At 38.3% G+C, this 16,430-nt stretch carries 17 protein-coding genes and 1 pseudogene; 4 read left to right on the top strand and 14 right to left on the bottom strand.

Features of this window, described 5'->3' with window-relative positions:
• Positions 1-209: 209 nt before the first annotated feature.
• Positions 210-764 (bottom strand): GNAT family N-acetyltransferase, encoded by a 555-nt coding sequence (locus tag OCU77_RS08205; RefSeq protein WP_048898240.1) that lies wholly within the window; start codon positions 762-764, stop codon positions 210-212.
• 52 nt (positions 765-816) lie between these two features.
• On the opposite strand from OCU77_RS08205, the pseudogene OCU77_RS08200 reads away from it, so the two are divergent.
• Positions 817-918, top strand: a pseudogene (locus tag OCU77_RS08200) (IS110 family transposase); the annotation flags it as partial.
• A gap of 86 nt (positions 919-1,004) precedes the next feature.
• Here the strand turns inward: OCU77_RS08200 and OCU77_RS08195 are convergent.
• From OCU77_RS08195 to OCU77_RS08180, 4 genes are all read right to left on the bottom strand, one after another.
• Positions 1,005-1,280: a hypothetical protein gene (locus OCU77_RS08195; RefSeq protein ID WP_048898239.1), complete on the bottom strand. Its 276-nt coding sequence runs from the start codon at positions 1,278-1,280 to the stop codon at positions 1,005-1,007.
• Between the two features lie 145 nt (positions 1,281-1,425).
• Entirely contained in the window at positions 1,426-1,851 is a 426-nt protein-coding gene (locus tag OCU77_RS08190; protein ID WP_048898238.1) for a hypothetical protein, read from the bottom strand.
• A gap of 1 nt (position 1,852) precedes the next feature.
• Complete coding sequence (locus tag OCU77_RS08185; protein ID WP_048898237.1) at positions 1,853-2,281, bottom strand: hypothetical protein; 429 nt, start codon at positions 2,279-2,281, stop codon at positions 1,853-1,855.
• A 203-nt stretch (positions 2,282-2,484) separates the two neighbouring features.
• Entirely contained in the window at positions 2,485-3,204 is a 720-nt protein-coding gene (locus OCU77_RS08180) for a hypothetical protein (protein WP_048898236.1), read from the bottom strand.
• Between the two features lie 153 nt (positions 3,205-3,357).
• Between OCU77_RS08180 and OCU77_RS08175 the strand changes: the two genes are divergently transcribed.
• Positions 3,358-4,545, top strand: a complete 1,188-nt coding sequence (locus OCU77_RS08175) for an IS4 family transposase (RefSeq protein WP_261856001.1) — start codon at positions 3,358-3,360, stop codon at positions 4,543-4,545.
• A 135-nt stretch (positions 4,546-4,680) separates the two neighbouring features.
• On the opposite strand, the gene OCU77_RS08170 is transcribed toward OCU77_RS08175, so the two are convergent.
• The 5 genes from OCU77_RS08170 to OCU77_RS08145 all read right to left on the bottom strand — a co-directional run bounded on the left by OCU77_RS08170 (position 4,681) and on the right by OCU77_RS08145 (position 9,563).
• A complete protein-coding gene (locus OCU77_RS08170; RefSeq protein WP_048901118.1) occupies positions 4,681-5,028 on the bottom strand; it encodes a hypothetical protein in 348 nt (115 codons plus the stop codon).
• A gap of 562 nt (positions 5,029-5,590) precedes the next feature.
• Positions 5,591-6,757, bottom strand: coding sequence for a toll/interleukin-1 receptor domain-containing protein (locus OCU77_RS08165; RefSeq protein WP_048901117.1), 1,167 nt, complete (start codon positions 6,755-6,757; stop codon positions 5,591-5,593).
• 155 nt (positions 6,758-6,912) lie between these two features.
• Positions 6,913-7,941, bottom strand: coding sequence for a hypothetical protein (locus OCU77_RS08155; protein ID WP_107303188.1), 1,029 nt, complete (start codon positions 7,939-7,941; stop codon positions 6,913-6,915).
• Positions 7,942-8,073: 132 nt separating this feature from the next.
• Positions 8,074-8,595, bottom strand: coding sequence for a GNAT family N-acetyltransferase (locus tag OCU77_RS08150; protein ID WP_048901114.1), 522 nt, complete (start codon positions 8,593-8,595; stop codon positions 8,074-8,076).
• Positions 8,596-8,816: 221 nt separating this feature from the next.
• Positions 8,817-9,563: a hypothetical protein gene (locus OCU77_RS08145; RefSeq protein ID WP_107303187.1), complete on the bottom strand. Its 747-nt coding sequence runs from the start codon at positions 9,561-9,563 to the stop codon at positions 8,817-8,819.
• Between the two features lie 166 nt (positions 9,564-9,729).
• Here OCU77_RS08145 and OCU77_RS08140 point away from each other — a divergent pair, with 166 nt between their 5' ends.
• Positions 9,730-10,749, top strand: a complete 1,020-nt coding sequence (locus OCU77_RS08140) for an IS110 family RNA-guided transposase (RefSeq protein ID WP_048901126.1) — start codon at positions 9,730-9,732, stop codon at positions 10,747-10,749.
• A 384-nt stretch (positions 10,750-11,133) separates the two neighbouring features.
• Here OCU77_RS08140 and OCU77_RS08135 read toward each other — a convergent pair whose 3' ends face one another.
• Entirely contained in the window at positions 11,134-11,826 is a 693-nt protein-coding gene (locus OCU77_RS08135) for a YiiX/YebB-like N1pC/P60 family cysteine hydrolase (RefSeq protein ID WP_048901138.1), read from the bottom strand.
• 106 nt (positions 11,827-11,932) lie between these two features.
• Between OCU77_RS08135 and OCU77_RS08130 the strand changes: the two genes are divergently transcribed.
• Positions 11,933-12,130, top strand: a complete 198-nt coding sequence (locus tag OCU77_RS08130) for a hypothetical protein (protein WP_048901139.1) — start codon at positions 11,933-11,935, stop codon at positions 12,128-12,130.
• A 536-nt stretch (positions 12,131-12,666) separates the two neighbouring features.
• On the opposite strand, the gene OCU77_RS08125 is transcribed toward OCU77_RS08130, so the two are convergent.
• The 3 genes from OCU77_RS08125 to OCU77_RS08115 all read right to left on the bottom strand — a co-directional run bounded on the left by OCU77_RS08125 (position 12,667) and on the right by OCU77_RS08115 (position 16,355).
• Positions 12,667-13,524 (bottom strand): hypothetical protein, encoded by an 858-nt coding sequence (locus OCU77_RS08125; RefSeq protein ID WP_048901100.1) that lies wholly within the window; start codon positions 13,522-13,524, stop codon positions 12,667-12,669.
• 129 nt (positions 13,525-13,653) lie between these two features.
• Entirely contained in the window at positions 13,654-14,670 is a 1,017-nt protein-coding gene (locus OCU77_RS08120) for a hypothetical protein (protein ID WP_107303180.1), read from the bottom strand.
• 827 nt (positions 14,671-15,497) lie between these two features.
• Positions 15,498-16,355, bottom strand: a complete 858-nt coding sequence (locus OCU77_RS08115; RefSeq protein ID WP_048901096.1) for a YDG/SRA domain-containing protein — start codon at positions 16,353-16,355, stop codon at positions 15,498-15,500.
• Between the last annotated feature and the right edge of the window lie 75 nt (positions 16,356-16,430).

The following is a 16,430-nucleotide window of genomic DNA, read 5'->3' as shown; positions in this document are numbered from 1 at the left end:
ACAAAAGTCATGGCGTAAAACGTTAACTTGGTGCTTTCTATACACTTGTGATAAATGGTAAAGCAGTCTCATCGCGTACCACGGCTGATATCACATCAACGGATCAACAATTCGTTGTGCGCAGTGCCCCCTAATTCTGATGGCAACGAACAATTACCGTGCGTAAATTATGTGAGGGTTCGCCAACGTTTGCCGTATTGACAGCCTTGTTATGCAGTTGAATTTCTCCACATTTCTGACGTTATTCGATATAAACAATGCCGAACTAATTCATGATCATCGGGCAATTTTGGATGATTAAAATCTTGATTTATATCAACCATGCCAATTTTGGTCATTACATTTCTTGAAGGTTGATTGGCTGTAGTTGTAAAAGCATAAACAGCCGTTTCATTAAGTTCTTCAAATGCGAACCTCAGTGCTGCTTGCGCTGCTTCACGAGCATAACCAAGCCCCCAGAAATTTGATGATAACCTCCACCCTATCTCGATAAAGGGTGAGTTGGGAATACCCTGGTCTTGGTAGTGCAAACCAACGAAGCCGATAAATGTTGACGTTTCCTTCAGTTCAACAGCCCAAAATCCCCACCCATTATCGTTAATCAATGATTCAATCTTTGAAGCCAACTGATCACTTTCATTTTTCGATAGCACATTCGGGAAGAACCTCATAACCAAAGGATCTGCAGTCATTTCAGCAAACGCTAAATAATCCGACTTTTTCCATTGCCTGAGAATTAAACGATCCGTTTCTAACTCAATCATTTATGGTAACTCCATACTCACTTTAAATTGCGCAGCGCCCGCCATGCTGAAGAGAACCAAAAAAGTCGCTATCATCGCCTGCGTCAGAAAGATGGTTATCATCCTCAATTCAATGCTAAGAGATGGCGCCTTATGGGATGCAAAAACAGCTTAAAATTAAACTCTGACCTACCTTATATGTTGCACTCATTAGAAAAATAATTGAATCACTACTTGCGGCACTGACAACCAATTCACTTATTACTGTTTCGAGTTTTCACGAAAAGTAACTTCCTTCTTATATCTGCGCTCAGTGATATACCACATAACGACTCCGAACATTAAGCCAGCCATTGACCAAATTGTAACGTGTCCTAATACTGCTTTAAGCGTAAAGCCGTTTTCAAATAACTTATTTGAATAAGCCGTTATAATGCACATAGGTAATCCATACAATAAAAGCCCATTAACAAAAAAGAACCTTAATTTACCTTTTACTCGAATCGATTCCCAAGTAACAAATTCCTTATCTTTCATTCTCTACTAACCTTCCATATATCAGATAATATAACGCCAGCAACGTATTATGATGGTGTTGATAGACCACCGAAAACACTACAGCCAATTCAGACCTAGAATGCCGAGCGTTGGTGGTCGTTTTAATGGCCTTGTTATGGCTAAATTACTCTACTATGTACTCTTTTGGACAAACAGCTTTATTAGAAAATTCCAACTTACTTTCCAGTAATAATATATCAACAGCCTTTATTAAAGCTCTTGGTGATTCTTTAGTGTATTCAATATTGAATGACATTGGCTGATTATCAAAATCAAAGCCGTTAACGGTTAAACAACCGTAGTTTGAATATAAAGTTTCATTAAGCTCATCTATAGACTTCATACTCTCTTTGAACATAAGTTGTTTTTTTAAATAATCATCACTAATATCTATATCTCCAATCAGAATATCACTAAAATATTGACTATAATTATTTTCTATATTTTGAAATGTTAGGCCTTTTATGTAGTCATTATATGCTGATGTCAGTGATGCTGAATTGACACTAAATGATAAGGCCATGATTAAAAGTAAGCTTATACGAACCATATTAGTTACCCATTGCTTCAGCAAGTTTTCTTTCAATATATGCAGGACGATTTTTCAATCTTCTTGCTGCTATACAAAGAAGTCCTGAACACTGCGTAATCAAATCTTCTACGTTAAAGCTACCTTTTACAGAGGTTGATATCAGGCCTAAATTTAATGTAGCTGTATATGAGGCTTGACCGTCACCTTCATTTTTAAAACTGACGGAAACTCTTTTAACTTGCATCCCCAATTCATTAATTACATCCTGCCCACTAAAAGTGACTACACCAGCCTTCCCTGATAAAAGCGCATTCCCCTTATCATCAACGGTTAGTTTGATAAAGCCAGCATCCAACATAATAGATGTTGTTAAACCTTTATTTTTTGAGTATGCAACTTCGATTAATTTCGCTATCGTTAACTTTATCTCACTATGCCTAGTACTCATTACTATCTCCATACAGTTTAAATCTAATGATCGTAAAGACATAAAATCATAGATAAAAACATCAATATTAAGAGTCTAGAGTCAGCTCTAATTATTAGATAAAAGTGTAAAGATATTTAGCCATAACGCCTTGGCATAAGGTGCGCCACGATAAACACACAAAGCACACCGAACTCCATACCAAGACTGCCGAGTAAAGTGCGTCAACTTGATGTTTTTGTTAAGCAAATCACAGGGAATTTGTTTGCTAACCATTCACACAACAGTGCTAATATGAATCCCAACAAGACTGCTTCAGCAAGCTGAAAGTAATTCAAGGCACGCTCCCCCGCTAAATCAAGCTTAAGGGCCTCGGTAAATTTTAAACTAACCATAACCTGGCATATTATGTAAGAGGTTATAATAGCCCCTAAGGTAAAAAACTCAGACACATAGAAAACAGTTTTCTTAAATAATGTATTAGCTAGTTGACGTTCTCTTGCCCGATGTAAAAGCCATACAAACGCTAATACGGCACCAAACAGTAGAGAAAGTGATAAAATTGCTGGGTGAGGATAATACGAATAAACAATTGCCAATATTATTAATACAAACAAGCAAATCATTCCACCGAAATGCTCTTTTTTAGATTGAACTCCAGTGACAACTTCAAACTTATATTTATTCCATTTAAAAGTATAAATCTCTACTCTTCTAAAAATTGGAAATGCAACATTATACCAAATAAAGAAGCCTAATGAATAAAAGAACACTTGCTTTAAAACAGATATCACCACACTACCATCCAGCAAACTCACTCCAAAAAGATTTGAGATTACTCCGCCAGAATAAATAGACAAAATTATACAGAACACTAATTTAAAACAAGAAAATCCAAAACTAAATTTACCGAAGTCATTATCATCAGTAATGTTTTTTTCCATTACAATTCCTCACACACTTAAGGGAAACTATATATTGCTTAACGCCTGCCACTTACGAATCCCCACAAAATACCTTTGTAGTTCAATAAGTAGACACGCACCTTACCTTCTGATCTAATGAATTCACCACAAACACAAAAGATTGAAAGCAAGATGCGTGATATTCAAATTCTACACGAGTCGCTGGAAAATCAATGCCCTAACATTCACAAAAAGAGACTAAAATCACTCATGGACTCGGTGCAATCATTGCTTAGCAATGATGCACTTACGCTTACTTTGCTTGGGCGCTCTCTTCCTTCAAAGGCCAAAACGAAACACTGTATTAAGCGAGTTGACCGTTTATTAGGTAATAATCACCTGCACCACGACAGACTCGATATTTATCGGTGGCACTGTCATCAATTTTGTTCGGTTAATACACAGCCCATTGTCTTAGTCGATTGGGCTGATATCCGCGAATACGAACGACTCATGGTACTAAGAGCATCTATTGCTGTAGATGGTCGTTCTGTTACGCTTTTCGAGCAAACTTTTACTTTCAAAAACTACAACTCTCCACGTAGTCATCAACAGTTTCTCGATAACTTTAAAGCTGTTTTACCCTCGCATGTCACCCCTATCATCGTGACTGATGCTGGCTTTCGTAATACATGGTTTAGACAAGTTAATGACATGGGTTGGTGTTATCTTGGACGCGTAAGAGGAGATGTAAACGTCTTAATAAAAAACCAATGGCAACACATCAAGCAGTTGTTTAATCAAGCGAATAGCAAACCTAAATATGTCGGATTCACACAGCTAGCCAAGCGAAACCCATTGCAATGTCATCTTCATCTCTATAAAAAACAAACACCTAAAAAGCGTAAAGACAGGCCAAAAGGTCGAGAACACTTCTCCGCCCAGGCAGTCCATAAAAAGTCAGCACTAGAGCCTTGGCTGCTGGCGACTAATATCCCAACCAATATATTTTCATCTCGATGTATCGTCAGGCTCTATACCAAACGCATGCAAATTGAAGAAACATTCCGAGACTTAAAAAGTCCACAATATGGTTTTGGCTTACGCCAAAGCCGCACTCATGACCCTAAGCGCTTCGAAATTTTACTGCTCATTGGTCTGCTCGCTTTTATGGTCTATTGGTGGTTTGGAATAATTGCAGAACATAACGGTTGGCACCGCCACTTTCAGGCAAATTCAGTAAAAGACCGACGCGTTTTATCATTTGTTAGGCTAGGAAAAGAGGTCTTCCGACGGCTGGAATATCACATCAATGAACCAGCAATACGCTGGGCGCAATCCACCCTAATTCTAATGGCAAGGAACAATTATCGTGCGTAAATTATGTGGGGATCCGCCAGCGCCCGCCATAAAACGCAAGCAACGTATTACGACAACTTTTAAAAGACCACAGTAAACACTAAAGCATATTCAGACCCAGAATGCCGAGCGTTGATTGTCGTTTTGATGGCTTTGTTATGTTTTCACTGTGTAACTAAGAGCTAAAATTTCAAACTGTCCAAGCTCATTAAAATTAAACTTATAGTGCTTGTAACATTCTGCCTCGGATATTTCATCCTGAGCTATATGCAGCTTTAACCATTCAGAGTTCTCTATCACGTAACAGGAATCATAACGCTCACCCTCAAGAAGAGACTCAGCCATTTGCCATTTCATTGCTACGGGATCAGCGAAAAAGACTTCTACAATTGTTTCTTGCCAGTCTTTAAATCTAAGTACAACATCACCTTCGACTTGGTGTATTTCTGGATACTCTGCATCCGCTGTTGAAAAACCAGTATGTAATAATTTTGCTATTTCCATAAAACTCTCAAGAACATATAAAAACTGAGACAAGCGAACGTAACTACGTATGTATAAGAATTAACCACAGCTAACACAACACTCAATTTATACAAAACCGCCAAGTACAGTAGATCAATTTGACTGCATTGTTATACGGTTGCCGTGTCACACCAAAATTAGGAGTAACAGTCATCCACCCTACACCTAATTCTTATCGTTCCAAACTCTTTGCCAATACCTACCGCTTCAGAGGTAAGGACATGATCTGCTAACAACAAATAACTAACTACTTCTGCCAATTCGTCAAAGCCTGAGAGTTCTACTGATTTATGCCCTTCATCAGTCTCTACTTACATCCATACTGCCAATAAACCCTGATCTTGTAAGCGGCTTACTTGAAGATCAGTCAAAAACTCAGGTCGAGCAAACTCAAGAACTTTTTATGCCTAGACATTCATACTCCGAGAAACATAACGCCTTGGCATAAGGTGCGCCAACGCTGAACTTACTAAACCAAATACACTTCAAACCAAAAATGCCGAATGTAAGGCATCACCTTGATTGCATTGTTAAATTACAATTACTCTCGTGTTCTTGGAAGTTTTAATAACTCATCAGCTAACACATCAACACTTGATCTTCCTGATATAATTTCTTTTAGAATACTCCTGCGTCGTTGATCATAAGCAGGGTTATTTATAGGAGACCCATGCGGTGCGATTATAAAATTATAAGGCGTAATATACCGAACTCGTAGTTCTGCCTGACCAGCAGTATCTACAGGTTTACCATCGATTACTGCTGCACCGTCATCATATTCACTTCTATTTATTAAGTGCTCACCAAATATTGCATACTCCTCTGAGCGGTAATCTATGTCATCTGGATCTCTTGTATCCTCACTTACTTCATACAAACCAGTAGGTTCCATTGCATATGTTTCAACATACACAAACGATTGATAATAGGAACCACAATTAACTGCTGCAATTTTGTTTATTTTTAATTCATCCCTATTCATCAAAGCAATATTATCTTCTACAGCTTTGAAATCTGAAATGTGATTATCACCATGCCCCCACCACCAAATTGGAGTTCCGTCCTCAAATTTTAGTGGTTGTTTTAATAAAATTTTTAATCTTTCAATTGCATTTTCTCCTTCAAACCATTCAATACTGCGTAAGCCAGGGAATGCTGATGAAAATCTAGAGTGAAAGAAAGGAGTACTTTTTTCATTCATCGAAGGTAAATTGCTAGCTGGTCTCTGAAATGGATTTTTCCCCAACTTTGGTTTTGGCCTTAACTTTAGACCATAGATCTCATGAACAAGTTGATTGAATGAATCATCAATATATTCATCATTAGAAAAATCAATATAAAGCCTAGATGCTAAACATCTAGGTGTCTTCTGTTGCGAAGATACGGACCTAATAATTGGGATAAACTTTGTCGTTTGTTGATTATACATTAACTCTGTTGTCAGAATTGTATTTTCAAAACCAACACCACCAAGACTGTTATTAGATTTTGAGTTATAATTATCAGTACAAACAACTAGCACTCTATCTGAATCATGCAAACCATTTTCCATGAACTTAGGTAAATTGGCTCCTAACTCTAAATCCCATTGATCCAGAATAGTATCTATACCTTTAGCCATTAAGTCTGTTGCTAGTTTATATACCCAATCCTTATGTTCTTCATTATCATGAGAGTAAGAAATAAATACTTTTGGATTATTTACCACAGAGACCTCTTTGTAATTTAACGCCCTGTTAAGGTGTGAGCAACGCAATACCGAAGCCTCTGCATACCACCTTAAACACAAAACGCAACGCATAGCAAAAATGCCAAGCGTTGCGAATCACTCTTAAACAGTTTGTTAACCGTTTCTGCCACGAACTAATAATTCAACTTGGCTTTAATGTTAATGTAATTAATATAAGAATATAGAGTATTCATTTTAAAATGTGCATATGCCCTTACTAAATCAAGATCAGACACCAAATTATTACTCATTGATTGAATGTAATATTTAGGATATTTCCTATATTCATCTGGTAATAGTTTTGAAAGTCCATCCGCATTAGGAATGCTGTTTTTGTAAGCAGAGTAGTCAAATAAAGCGTTTTCACTTAATGAGTGAAAATACTTTTCATAAATATCATCACCCTCATAATTTTCATTTAGAATTATAAAGAATTGATACGTACTAAATAGTTCAACGTAACAATAAAGCAATTTATCTTTCGAGTTACCAGAAAGAACTAATGAGTGTATTGCGTAGTAGTTACTATTATGTACATTTTCTTCAAAATAACTCTCTTCATTAGTTGTAGGCAAATAAGGTGCAATTAAAATGTCATCTTTAAATTTATTATTTTTTAAATCAATAATTCCACACAGATTATCACGAGACACCCCGCAATATGTCGCAAAACCAGCCGCAATCTTTGCTAATCCTTTCTTAAAAAGAGAATTGTCAAAACCAAACTTAACTTCAAACTGACCAGTCATATCAGTTACAACCTTGATAAGGCCTGCATCTAAATTCTCTTTTTTTGCAATGTATTTAGAAAAGTTCACCCCCGTTTTATTATCCTTGGCATATACGGCATTAGTCTTTGAATCAAAAAAAGGTTCTATTGGGTAACACTTACCGTTCCTAACAATAATATCTTTTCCAAAATCACGGTGAAAAGCTTTAATTCCTCCTAGCTTTCCTCTATCTTTTTTTAATGCAAGCCTTTGATGAGCACTTTCAAATATTGAATTAAACTCTTCGTCAATATCAATATTTAATTTCTGATTTGAATCATGTGTTAATACATACCTATGCGTAAGAACCCCTCCCAACGCATTCGGTATGATATGTTCGAGTGATTTATTTGACTCATTAATTTTTTCACCTGTTAGGTAACAGATATTCATAATTTTAACCTGTAATTATTCGAGACGGTTAACGCCGCATTAAGGTGTGAGCGACGCTTGGCTATACTTGAGCGAAGTGAAACTGCCAAGCGTTGCGAATCGCTCTTAAATGCTTTGTTGCCCTGTGGTTGACTAGTACATATAACCTAGCCAATCAAAATGTCCAACACCCCACTGCTTATCTCTGAGTGGTTTCACATACAGTTCATCAAGATGCTCTACAGCAACTCCAAAGTTGGTGTGCTCGTGAAGCCTTAACCAAGACTGCATACACTGAACTTTGTTAAAGCCATTTGATGAGTAGAAATCATGTAACTCAGATATGAGGATTATGAAATCAACGTCTTTAGTTTCGGCAAATGACGATACTTCTGACAACATGAAAGAGCCAATACCTTGCCCTCGATAACGTTCATCAACACAGAAGTCGATTACGCCCAGAACCTTATGTATTTCCCCACCGACGCTAACAACGCGATAATCCAGTCCAAGATAGCCAACCAACTGTTCACCTTGAAAATGAAGGGCACGCATATGAGGTAACTGCTTAAAGTAAGAACGACTTACTTGGCTGTCTGGAAAAGCTTGATTTCTTAATGCTTCGATTGCCTTATGATGCAATTCTGAAACATCTATTTCTTGTACGATTTCCATATCGTTTCCTCGAAAAGGGCTAACGCCTGCCATAATACGCCACAACGCATTACGATAATGTTGATACAACCACCTAAAACACCAAAGCAAATTCAGACCTAGAATGCCGAGTGTTGGTGGTCGTATTAATGGCTTTGTTATGTCACTGATTTAAAATCAGATAACAAGCTATATTTCTGCACGCTTATCAAATAACGAATTTCACTGGTTGCAGGAAAATATTAATTTGTAAATATAGAATATGAACGCCAATCATCTTTTGTCAGTGCCTTTCCATCTGAAAAGTGTGTTTTTAAGCTATACTTTAGGAGTTCTATATGTTGTTCTTTATCTATATGCTCTGAAGACAATAACATTTCACTATAGTCGTCATAAGCTGTCGAATTTAGTGAGTTAAATTTCCAACATGCAAAACATAAATCAATCTTTCCCCCCGAGTGATGTACAACTAACTTTAGATCATCACCTAACCGTGTACGTGTATCCCCCATTAAAAATACAAAAGGACAAGCAGAGTTACAGTGAGTACCCGATAATGTACCTCTTCCTTCAATTATATATTTTTCAGCTAGGCAGGTATTCAAATTATTGCTTTTAATCCAGTTACCTATTCTCACAGCTGAATCAATACTTCCGCCAGGAGACCAGAAACACACATTATGACTAAATTTGTCAGCTTGGTTTAGTTTTTCTAGGAGACGAGAAGCACTGTTTTCTGTGCCTTGATCAAATATGCCTGCAAACAAAATGACATTATCTAAACAATTTTCTTCGTTTTTATCACAAGCTTTAGCCATAAGAACTTTGGGTAAACTTACATCATCACGAATGCTAACCTCTTCATTAAACCCAAAATTAGCTTTAATTGTGGGAATAACACTGCAAGCAAAGTACAAACCAACTAGAAGAATGATTAATAGCGCTATCGACTGGTAAAAAAATTTTTTTAGTAGCTTTGGGGATATCACAAGAAAGCCTTTAAACTCATTAAGTTAAACTGTTAATTTTAATCGTTGTAAGTTGTAATTACTAGTACATGAGTTCCAAGTGACATAACGAATGGCATGGACTCCCCTCTCATCAGGCTCTGCCACACTTGGTAATGTCTGACGACCAAATTTATTGGAGGCCACCATGTCACTCTCTATCTATGGCATTGATTTAGCCAAGCATAGCTTTAGTATCCACGGCGAAGATCCTACAGGCAAGGTACTGATCCACAAAACAATAACGCGGTCTAACGTTTTAACGACGTTTGCCAATATCCCACCGGCTATCATCGGTATGGAGGCCTGTGGGGCTTCGCATTATTGGGCTCGTGAACTGACTAAACTCGGTCATACGCCAAAAATTATGGCGGCCAAATATGTGGCACCTTTCAGAACGGGCGCCAAAAACGACCTCAATGATGCCGTTGCTATTTGTGTTGCTGTCGCCCGTCCTTCAACGCGCTGCATTAAAATCAAATCTGCAGACCAACAAGCCATTCTGTTACTTCACCGTGCGCGTGAAAACTGGGTGCATGAACGTACTGGATTACTCAATCAAGTTCGAGCTATGCTCGCCGAATTTGGTGTCATCGCCCCTGTCGGTCGGCATGCTCTCCAACGCGCAATACCCGAAGCATTGGAAGATGCCGATAACCAACTACCTGATTTATCGAGGGCGATTATCGCCGATTGTTACGACCATCTTTTAACACTCAACCAACGCATTGAAGATCAAGAAAACTGCTTCAATATGCTGGTATCACGTAGCCATAATGCCAAGAAAATAATGAAAGTAGCGGGTATTGGCCCAATCACGGCTACGGCAGTTATTGCCAGTATCGGTAAGGGTGAGCAGTTCGATAAAGGCCGTGACTTTGCTGCGTGGCTGGGCCTCGTTCCTTCCCAATACTCGACTGGCGGTAAACCTCGGCTAGGCCGTATCACTAAGAGAGGCGATAAGTACCTTCGAACATTGCTGATACATGGTGCGCGGGCAGTCATTGCCAACCTCGGTGATAAAACCGACAGGCTCAGCCTCTGGTGTAAAGGCCTCGTTGAGCGACGAGGCTTCAAACGGGCGACCGTGGCACTGGCAGCCAAGAATGCGCGAATTATCTGGTCGCTACTTCGTCACGATACCGACTACGAACCGATTAAAAACTAACAGCTGTAGAAGCCCATTTAAAAGGGAGTAATAAACTTCACCGGGTCATAGCAATAGCCAATGATGATATATGGTTCAGACCATTTGCGGGAAAACCTGATATGCAGGCGGGCAATAAAAATGCCTTCTAACGAATAAGGAACCGCAACCGCGTAGTTTCATCAGGGTCATGGCAAATATGCCAATAAACAGACCGAATGTAGAGCGGCAGTCCCAAACCTTATATTACCTGACGCTGTTGTTGACAATCGGGGGAGTCCATGTAGCCTGCATAACACGTTTGCTACCATGCAGATTAAGCTCAAATTTACCACTTAACACGGTAAACTCAAAGAAACCTAGAATGCCGAATGTAGCAAATCGTGTTGATGCATTTGTTATATTTTACAGCAAAAATATATCGTCCCTATGAATGCTTTCAATACCATTAATAGCAATATATCCTTGAAAAGATAGTAAATCATCATGAGCCAAATCTGTTGGTGACCACATGTGAGCAACATATGTCTTGTCATCTTTTGAAATATAGCCACTAGCTTTGAAACAATTCAAAACAAACTCAGAACAAAACATTTTATCATTTTTCTTTTCGATGTTTGGTTTAGGTTTATTTCCCCAAATAAAGCGTCTATGTTCCATTCGTTTTTTAGGTAAATTTATTGCGCCACCTAAATCATACTCAATTTTATTTTCAACGCAATTATATGCGTAGGCAATCATTTTCGTTATTTTATCTTCTTTTACGTATTCACAACGAGAAACTACAATATATGAATATGAATCAATAAATTCATTAAGTTTTATTGTTCTTACAAACTTACCTGCTGCATCTGCAACTAAATCATTACCAAGATATATACCACAGTGAACATAGATCCCTTTCGTTTTACTTTGAATTAATTTTGTTTTCTTCTTATTAAAAAATGACTCACTTTTAGGATCTTGATAACAAAACAATACATCCCCAGGTTTAATTTTGTCACAGGTAATTATTTGAGGGTAATCACTACCAAATAACTTAAGACCTGTAACACGATGTTCATTACCATTTTTATCAACTTCTGTTAATTTAACCATTACCAACCTCAAAAATATAACGCCTTGGCATAAGGTGCGCCAACGCTGAAATTACTAAACCAAATACACTTCAAACCAAAACCGCCGAGTGTCAGGCGTCACATTAATGCCATTGTTACCCGGCCGTTCGACTTGGGTGAAGCAGCTTGCCTGCCATGATGAAATGCAATTAAAAAAGACGCTGATTAAGCGCGACAAACACCCAACTCAAGGCAGACAAATTCAAAACTATAACCACAAAAATCACTGCGCGTTTACCCACAAAATAGCGGCTACGATGAAGTTAGCACTATGGTTTACCTAGAAAAGATGAACCAGAAACGCGTGCCAATGTTGATTAAAAGGCAGCTTAAACTAAAGCCGCGAACATCGCCCACAATTCTATTTCTTTCGGCAACCACCAAAATGTAACCACTTCCCTGCCAGCGCACCGACCACAATATTGAAAGCGGTATTCCTCGATGATGGTGCGGTAATGGCTGAGAAATTTAAGAACTGGTGAGTACGCGGAGCATCAACCGCCACGGCCGAACCATGGTTAAACCAAATAGAGAAGTTAGCGCGGTTATCAGCGAATATTCTCGCAAGTCATTGAGACGTTTAAAAATAAGAAGCCGCTATGAACAAAGAACGATTCTAACTGCATACGAATTTATCTGGAATTGACCAACTCATAGCAACAGCGGAGTTAAGCACACAAAAAGAACTCAACCTAGTCGGGTAACGCCCAATTAAGGTGTGAGTAACGCAACCACGTAACTTGATAAAACCACCGTAAACACTAAAGCCCAATTTTACACCAAAATCACCAAGCGTTAGGAATCACTCTTAAATTGTTTGTTAGGCTTTGATTCTCAATGATATTTCTGCAAATGGCGCACGCTCACTTTCCAAGTTTCCTGTTACGAAGTTCCATGTACACCACTGTCGTACTTGCTTCAAAAACTCTGTTCTAGCAACTTTTAAACTTGCCAATTCTTGTTTAGTTAATACAGGCTCAAAACCTGAAAAAGCTACTTGATTATCATCGAATGGCGACATAATGCCTATGGACGTCCACATTGTAATAAGTGACCAAGCTCGACACAAACCTTTCAAATCTCGATCTACATCTGACCATTGAACATTCGGCTGTTGTTCATTATGTGCTATGGCTTTATTTCTATACTTCATAACATTTGAAGTATTGTTTTTCAGACCCATTATAAATTCTGTGATTTGAGAAACTTCTTCTTTTGTTGTGAAATTTTCGATCTGAAGGTAATTATTAACATTACACCAAACATTCTTTAGTGACTTGTCACTTTTGTGACTATTTAACAATTTCCCATAAATAGCAAATATCTTGTATGTATTCCCACTCAACCACTGAGAATGTAGTTTATATGCTTGAAATGGATTTGATTGTACTTCTACATTTTCAAAAGAATACATAAGAGCCCTAATTTCAATAAGCTCTAACAATAACTCGTCAATTCCTGAGTGGTACTGGCCTAACTTAAACTTTTCACTATTTAAATATTCCGTGCACTCTTTTTCAATCTTGAGCCAATAATTTTTCTGCTCTAAATCATCAGAGAACAACTCTTGATAACGCTTGCATTCTGAAATACGACGTAAAAGATCACTTTCAGAGGCATGCTTAGTTGTTGCTGAAAGTGCATATGATTTAGCTTCTTTTTCTGAGTTGAAATTCATATTACCTCCTTAAAGCCTAACGCCTAACATAAGTTGCGCCACGGTGAACCCACCAAGTGCACTGAACTCCCAACCAAAACCACCGAGTGTAACGCGTCAACTTGATGTTTTTGTTATATGAAAACTTAGCTAGCTCACCATATTGTTTTTTAACGTTACATCATACCGAACTGGGCACTCACTCTTGAGAGCCTGTTCATCTATCTTATAGAGAGCAAGAATAGGATGACTTTTAAGCTTATCCATTACTACCAAAACTATTAGATCCTCGATCAGGTGCATCATGTTAGAGCAAAGAACATCTAAGTCATTTAATAAGTCATGTGGACCTTTTTTTACTTTGAGTTTTTTTGTTAGATCATATGTCCACACTGGAAGTGAAAACCGATTACCGGGTTTAATACTAAAATTCTCGACCTCTATCCGTTGTCCTTCCCCTGAGTGCTCTATCGCATTGCGGCATTCTGAAAGCAAGCGAATCCAATCAAAATCTTGAGCAAGCAATTTTACTATTTCGTTGTCTGCACCCAAACTTTCATTCAAAAACTCTACATGCTTATTAAAGTGTGATTCGTTTCTATCATTAATTGGTATCGCATAAAATAGAGACAAGAACTTGAAAGTATCTATCAACACTAGCTTAGCATTTGTAAGGTAAACTCGAACTTTAGAGTCTAATTCAGGAACCTTGGGTAATGCTGGGAGAAAGTCATTATTTTGGTTACCAGAAATGATTTGATTACATTTAGGAATCAGCTCTTGATAGAGGTGTTCAAGTTCTGAAACAACATTTCTGCAATTTAGAAGCTGGCTGTTCAATCCCCATATATGGGATAGAATCTCATCTTTTTCTGCGTCTGAGCTGTTAATAAACGGCACAAGCTTTACCGCTTGCATCAGGACTCTGGCTACATACTCAGAACTGCAACCAAAATCAGCTACTTTTTCATACGAATGTTTAGTACCTAATTCAGTACGTTCCGGATCGATTGAATCCGCAGTAAGCATTCTATAAATGCTATTGGCTTTTATGAGGTACAAAGAATCCCCAATCACCAAAGATTCAAGAATTGCCTCTTGCTTATCAAGGTTATCAGGGTCTTTTACCGCAATAGAAAATGCACTATCTCGGTTAAATTTTCTCATTATATCTCGGAAACCTCTTTTTCATATAACGCCTTGGCATAAGGTGCGCCAACGCTGAACTTACTAAAACAAATACACTTCAAACCAAAACCGCCGAGTGTTAAGCGTCACCTTAATGCCTTTGTTACCCGGCCGTTCGACTTGGCTAAAGCAGCTTGCCTGCCATGATGAAATGCAATTGAAAACTGCGCTGATTCAGCGCGACAAACACCCAACTCAAGGCAGATAAACTCAAAACTATAACCACGAAAATTACTGCGCGTTTACCCACAAAATAGCGGCTACGATGATGTTAGCACTATGGTTTACCTAGTGAACCCACACCTTACATTTGCGATGAAATTAATAACAACGCAGCCAAACCAAAGCCGCGAACATCGCCCACAATTCTATTTCTTTCGGCAACCACCAAAATGTAACCACTTCCCTACCAACGCACCGACCGCAATATTGAAAGCGGCTATCCTCGACAATGGTGCGGCAATAGCTGAGAAATTTAAGAACGAGTAAGTACGCAGAGCACCAACCGCCACGGCCGAACCATGGTTAAAACCAATACAGAAGTTGGCGCGGTTACCAGCGAACATTCACGCAAGTCGTTAAGATGTTTAAAAATAAGAAGCCGCTATGAACGACTAACGATTCTAACTGCATACGAATACTTCTGGAATTGACCAACTCACAGCGACTGCGGAGTAAAGTAAGCAAAAAGAACTCAACCAAGTCGGGTAACGCCTTGGCATAAGGTGCGCCAACGCTGAACTTACTAAAACAAATACACTTCAAACCAAAACCGCCGAGTGTCAGGCGTCACATTAATGCCTTTGTTATGCATTTTTTTGATAATGTTCCCTGTGATAGTGAATAAAACGTATATCTATCTTATGTTTTTTTACAGTTACCAATTCACCTGGAATACCGATTAAAGTGAAGTCATCCGATATAGTAAAACCACCATTATCAAACATCACATGGTGGTTAGGGCAAAGACACAAAATATTATGCTCACTATCAGGACCATTATGGGGCTCACCTAATGGCTTTATGTGGGCGGCTTCTGCATACAACCCAGCGCTAGTTTCTATAGCTATACCACATACTTGACATTTATATTTGTACCATTTTTTAACATTTAATGCTTTTCTATAATCTCTAACTAATTTATTTGAACTAGTGGATTTTCTTTTAGGGGCTCCATATTCCGCTGGAGGTTCATTTACTTCATCAATGATTATGTTTACATCTTCAGCAACTAACCTATAGCGCCAAATAATATAGCCAGATTTACCTAACTCCTTCCAATAATCTTCCACATGATACAAGCCTGAATATTGATACCCAGAATCAGGGCTGTGTTCATTTTTATGTTTGTAGCCCCGAGTGACTCGAACAGGTAAGCAATCAGTTTTACTTTTAGCAAGTGCAAGATTAACTGAATCTAAGGTTTGATCCGCTACCTGCTTTTTCCTAGTATCTTGTCCACCTGCCCCCGTATAAATAATGACATCACCAAAATCTTCGTCATCTTCATATCCTCCTGAGAGCACAATTGAATCAGCGCCTTCCAGTTTTGAGCCACTAATACCAGCTACCGTAGGACAGTGAACACCTGCTTTTGACAAAGCATCCCTGTTTTTAAATTTATCACCAGGTTTTATTCCAGGAATATGTCCAAAAACTCTCAATTACATCCTCCTAATGCATAACGCCTTGGCATAAGGTGCGCAACGCATTACTTACTAAACCAATTACACTTCAAA

The sequence above is a fragment of the Photobacterium swingsii genome (genome assembly GCF_024346715.1).
In the GTDB taxonomy this organism is placed as follows: domain Bacteria; phylum Pseudomonadota; class Gammaproteobacteria; order Enterobacterales; family Vibrionaceae; genus Photobacterium; species Photobacterium swingsii.
Note: the sequence above shows the minus strand (reverse complement) of the source record. Positions and strands in the feature narration are given on the sequence as shown.

What these genes read in the sequence shown, in the direction of transcription:
- OCU77_RS08205 (WP_048898240.1), bottom strand. Translation starts at nt 764, where the DNA reads ATGATTGAGTTAGAAACGGATCGTTTAATTCTCAGGCAATGGAAAAAG.
- OCU77_RS08195 (WP_048898239.1), bottom strand. Translation starts at nt 1,280, where the DNA reads ATGAAAGATAAGGAATTTGTTACTTGGGAATCGATTCGAGTAAAAGGT.
- OCU77_RS08190 (WP_048898238.1), bottom strand. Translation starts at nt 1,851, where the DNA reads ATGGTTCGTATAAGCTTACTTTTAATCATGGCCTTATCATTTAGTGTC.
- OCU77_RS08185 (WP_048898237.1), bottom strand. Translation starts at nt 2,281, where the DNA reads ATGAGTACTAGGCATAGTGAGATAAAGTTAACGATAGCGAAATTAATC.
- OCU77_RS08180 (WP_048898236.1), bottom strand. Translation starts at nt 3,204, where the DNA reads ATGGAAAAAAACATTACTGATGATAATGACTTCGGTAAATTTAGTTTT.
- OCU77_RS08175 (WP_261856001.1), top strand. Translation starts at nt 3,358, where the DNA reads ATGCGTGATATTCAAATTCTACACGAGTCGCTGGAAAATCAATGCCCT.
- OCU77_RS08170 (WP_048901118.1), bottom strand. Translation starts at nt 5,028, where the DNA reads ATGGAAATAGCAAAATTATTACATACTGGTTTTTCAACAGCGGATGCA.
- OCU77_RS08155 (WP_107303188.1), bottom strand. Translation starts at nt 7,941, where the DNA reads ATGAATATCTGTTACCTAACAGGTGAAAAAATTAATGAGTCAAATAAA.
- OCU77_RS08150 (WP_048901114.1), bottom strand. Translation starts at nt 8,595, where the DNA reads ATGGAAATCGTACAAGAAATAGATGTTTCAGAATTGCATCATAAGGCA.
- OCU77_RS08140 (WP_048901126.1), top strand. Translation starts at nt 9,730, where the DNA reads ATGTCACTCTCTATCTATGGCATTGATTTAGCCAAGCATAGCTTTAGT.
- OCU77_RS08135 (WP_048901138.1), bottom strand. Translation starts at nt 11,826, where the DNA reads ATGGTTAAATTAACAGAAGTTGATAAAAATGGTAATGAACATCGTGTT.
- OCU77_RS08130 (WP_048901139.1), top strand. Translation starts at nt 11,933, where the DNA reads ATGCCATTGTTACCCGGCCGTTCGACTTGGGTGAAGCAGCTTGCCTGC.
- OCU77_RS08125 (WP_048901100.1), bottom strand. Translation starts at nt 13,524, where the DNA reads ATGAATTTCAACTCAGAAAAAGAAGCTAAATCATATGCACTTTCAGCA.
- OCU77_RS08120 (WP_107303180.1), bottom strand. Translation starts at nt 14,670, where the DNA reads ATGAGAAAATTTAACCGAGATAGTGCATTTTCTATTGCGGTAAAAGAC.